The 3,855-nt window shown below is 69.2% G+C and carries 5 protein-coding genes; 3 read left to right on the forward strand and 2 right to left on the reverse strand.

Annotated elements, in window-relative coordinates; all coding sequences use genetic code 11:
• On the forward strand, window positions 1-240 hold a 240-nt coding region (locus ON23_RS12720), incomplete at its 5' end, for a precorrin-8X methylmutase (protein WP_039778334.1).
• Window positions 241-311: 71 nt separating this feature from the next.
• Window positions 312-1,904, forward strand: a complete 1,593-nt coding sequence (gene cobJ, locus ON23_RS12725; RefSeq protein ID WP_051042593.1) for a precorrin-3B C(17)-methyltransferase — start codon at window positions 312-314, stop codon at window positions 1,902-1,904.
• A gap of 27 nt (window positions 1,905-1,931) precedes the next feature.
• Here cobJ and ON23_RS12730 read toward each other — a convergent pair whose 3' ends face one another.
• A complete protein-coding gene (locus ON23_RS12730; RefSeq protein ID WP_039778335.1) occupies window positions 1,932-2,663 on the reverse strand; it encodes a cobalt-precorrin-6A reductase in 732 nt (243 codons plus the stop codon).
• 19 nt (window positions 2,664-2,682) lie between these two features.
• Complete coding sequence (locus tag ON23_RS12735; protein WP_039778336.1) at window positions 2,683-3,291, reverse strand: DUF8020 domain-containing protein; 609 nt, start codon at window positions 3,289-3,291, stop codon at window positions 2,683-2,685.
• On the opposite strand from ON23_RS12735, the gene ON23_RS37880 reads away from it, so the two are divergent.
• Complete coding sequence (locus tag ON23_RS37880; RefSeq protein WP_157170214.1) at window positions 3,281-3,679, forward strand: hypothetical protein; 399 nt, start codon at window positions 3,281-3,283, stop codon at window positions 3,677-3,679. The genes ON23_RS12735 and ON23_RS37880 overlap by 11 nt on opposite strands.
• Window positions 3,680-3,855: the final 176 nt, after the last annotated feature.

A 3,855-nucleotide genomic window follows, 5' to 3' on the forward strand; every position in this document is an offset into this window, starting at 1 on the left:
GCCGTGGTCGCGATCGGCAACGCCCCGACCGCGCTGTTCCATCTGCTGGACATGCTCGACGCGGGCGCCCCTCGCCCGGCCGCGGTGCTGGGAATCCCGGTGGGCTTCGTCGGCGCCGCCGAATCCAAGCAGGCCCTGGCCGAATACGGCGACGTCGAATATCTCACCGTGCACGGCCGTCGCGGCGGCAGCGCCATCACCGCCGCCGCCCTCAACGCGATCGCGAGTGAGCAGGAATGAGCGCTCAGGGTGCGGAGGAGGCAGCGCGCGTCACCACGGAGCGCCCGAGCTCATTCCTCGACGGGCACAGCATGAGCGCTCAGGGTGTGATTCCCGGAAAGCTGTGGGGTGTGGGCCTGGGCCCCGGCGACCCGGAGCTGGTGACGGTGAAGGCGGCCCGCATCATCGAATCGGCCGATGTCATCGCCTTTCACAGCGCTCGCCACGGTCGCAGCATCTCGCGCTCGATCGCGGCGCCGTATATGCGGCCCGGTCAGCTGGAGGAACATCTCGTCTACCCGGTGACCACCGAGACCACCGACCATCCGGGCGGCTATCAGGGCGCGATCGACGAATTCTACGAACGCGCCGCCGACCTGCTGGCCGGCCATCTGGCCGCGGGCCGCACCGTCGCGCTGCTGGCGGCCGGCGATCCGCTGTTCTACAGCTCGTACATGCATATGCACCGGCGCCTGGCCGACCGGTTCCCCGCGGAGATCATCCCGGGCATCACCTCGGTCAGCGCCGCCTCCGCCGCGCTCGGCACACCGTTGGTGGAGGGTGAGCAGGTGCTGACGGTGCTGCCCGGGACCATGCCGCCGGATCAGCTCGCCGAACGCCTCGCCGACGCCGACGCCGCGGCGATCATGAAACTCGGCCGCACCTATCCCGGTGTGCGGCAAGCGCTTTCGAAGGCCGGGCGGCTCGACGACGCCTACTACGTGGAACGCGCCAGCACCGGGCGGCAGCGGATCCTGCGCGCCGCCGACGTCTCCGACGACGAGGTGCCGTATTTCGCCATCACCGTGGTGCCCGGCCCCACCCCGACCACCGAGATACCGTTCACCACCGCCGAACCCGCTGCGGCCCAGGGCATTTCGCCCGCCTCCCCCGCCCCCGAGGTCGGTGAGGTCGTGGTCGTCGGACTGGGGCCCGGCTCCGCGCAGTGGACCACGCCCGAGGTCACTCGCGCCTTGGCGGCGGCGACCGACATCGTCGGCTACACCACCTACGTGAATCGCGTGCTGGTCCGCCCCGGGCAACGCCGCCATCTCAGCGACAACCGGGTCGAATCCGAACGCGCCGCCATGGCCTTGGATCTGGCGAAATCCGGCGCCCGCGTGGTGGTCGTGTCCTCCGGCGATCCCGGCGTTTTCGCGATGGCCGCCGCGGTCGTCGAGGAGTCCGCGGATCCGCAATGGCGTGATGTGCCCGTACGGGTGCTGCCCGGCGTCACCGCGGCCAGTGCCGTCGCCGCCCGCATCGGCGCACCCCTCGGCCACGATTTCGCGATGATCTCGCTCTCGGATCGCCTCAAACCGTGGGAGACCGTGGCACAACGCATTTCGGCGGTCGCCGCCGCCGATATGGCGATCGCGATCTACAACCCGGCCTCCACCCAGCGGCGGTGGCAGGTGGGCGCCCTGCGCGAGCTCGTCCTCGAGCACCGCGGCCCGGACACACCGGTGGTCCTCGGCCGCGACGTCGGCGGGCCGAGCGAATCGGTGCGCGTGACGACCCTGGCCGAACTGAACCCGGACGAGGTCGACATGCGCACACTGCTCATCATCGGCGCCTCCACCACCGCCACGGTGGAGACCCCGCACGGGACACGGGTTTTCACCTCACGACGGTACGGGCAGGCAGCGAAGGACGACGCGGCGACGGTCGCGGCCGACCGGTAATCCGCTCGGACACTGCGCCTACCGGCGTCAGCGCGCGTTCAACCACTCCCACGCCGCCGCCACGGATTCCACACACTCGACATCCTCGGGCACCGGTGGCCGATCGACGACCACCACCGGAATGCCGCAGGTCCGGGCAGCGGTCAGCTTGGCCGCGGTGAGCTCGCCACCGCTGTCCTTGGTCACCATCGCGGCGATGCGGTGCTCGCGCAGCAGATCGACCTCCTGCGCCACCGTGAACGGGCCACGGGCGAGAAACAGAAGATGCTGCGGCGGAACGGGTCCGGTGGGCGGATCGATGGCGCGGATGAGGAACCACGGCTCACCGAGCTCGGCGAAGGCGGCCACGCCCTGGCGGCCGACGGTGAGGAAGACGCGGTCGAATGCGGCCACCGCGCGAGCGGCGGCGGCCAGATCCGGCACCCGCGACCACCGGTCACCGGGTTGTTCGGACCAGCCCGGCCGGCGCAGGTGCACGATCGGCACCCCAGCCGCTCGTGCCGCGGCGGCCGCATGCGCGGAAATGGTGCCCGCGAAGGGATGGGTGGCGTCGACGATCGCGTCGATCGCATTGTCCGCCAGCCACTTCCGCAGGCCCTCTGCGCCGCCGAAACCGCCGATCCGCACCGCGCCGGCGGGGAGGACGGGTTCGCGCACACGGCCGGCGAGCGAGGAGACGATGTCGAATCCTCGCTCGCCGGAGGCGATATCGGCGAGCTGCCGGGCTTCCCGGGTGCCGCCGAGAATCAGAACCTTCAGTGTCGCAACACTTTCGGTGTCAGTTGCCGCTGAAGTACGCGAACGCGGAGTCGATCAGCGGCTGCCCGCCCGCGACCAGCAGGCCGATCACGCCACCCAGGACCGCGCCCGGGATCGAGCCGACGCCGATGAAGATCAGGCCGACCAGGAAGCCGATCACCGCACCGACCGCGGCGCCCAGCGAGGCGTGCTGCAGCTCGGAGAAGAACCAGTCCTGACCGGAGATGTTCTTCACCGACGAGATCGGCTGCCCCTGCGGGGTCAGCGTCAAGCTGGTGCCGTCCTCGGTCACCGCGGCGGCGACGGTGGTGCCGTTGGGCCCCTTGGCCGAGAGCGGGTAGCTCATCACCACGGCACCCTTGTCGTTGGTCAGGGTGACCGCCGACTTGTCCGAGGTGAGGGCGAACTTGCCACCCGTCACCGTGGTCACGATCTTGTTGCCCACATCGGCGAGTTCGGTGGTGTAGCCGACACCCTGGTCCGTGCCGTGCACGGCCGGGCTCTGCTCGGTCTGAACCTGACTCGGCGCCGGCGCGGGCGCGGCAGGCTCGGCGTAAGCGGTACCGTAGGCGATACTCGTCGCCGCGATGGCGATCAGCGAGGTGCCGACAAAGTTGGTGAATCTCATCTATTTCCCATCGGATCGATCACCCGACATAGCGATCGGATTGCGCTGCCCCGAAACATTTCCGCAGGTCAGCCGGTTGCCGACTGTGGGAATCGGGTCAGAATCGTTACTTTACCGTCACATTGGGGATTCAGGTACTCCAGCCGATGGGGAGTTGCCGGCAGTCGGCGAAGGCCGCGACGCCGCCCAGATGGCGGCCTCGGGCGGAAACCAGAACCGCTACGCGACAGCCCTCCAGCACGCGTGGGGCTGGCTGCGCAGACGATTCGACACCAGCAAAATAGCCGGAATCGCGAAATGGGCGGCGCGGCTGGGGGTTCGCGGAGGAAGAGGGTCTGTCTTTGTCGGTGCGGCATGGAAGTATCCGCGATGGATCGACAAGCTATGAAACACGGATGACCGAACTCGATGACGCTGACGCGCACTGACGCATTGACTCTACTGACAGACTCACTCTCGACACGACGACGACGCGGCGCAAAACGGCTGCGCGCGCTTGCAGACCCGACGACAGCGGCCCAGGTCCGCACCGCGCTCGAACACGAAGTGCGGGACAATCGCACC

Origin of the sequence: Nocardia cerradoensis NBRC 101014 (genome assembly GCF_000308535.1) — a bacterium.
GTDB lineage: Bacteria > Actinomycetota > Actinomycetes > Mycobacteriales > Mycobacteriaceae > Nocardia > Nocardia cerradoensis.

What these genes read in the sequence shown, in the direction of transcription:
- cobJ (WP_051042593.1), top strand. Translation starts at nt 312, where the DNA reads ATGAGCGCTCAGGGTGTGATTCCCGGAAAGCTGTGGGGTGTGGGCCTG.
- ON23_RS12735 (WP_039778336.1), bottom strand. Translation starts at nt 3,291, where the DNA reads ATGAGATTCACCAACTTTGTCGGCACCTCGCTGATCGCCATCGCGGCG.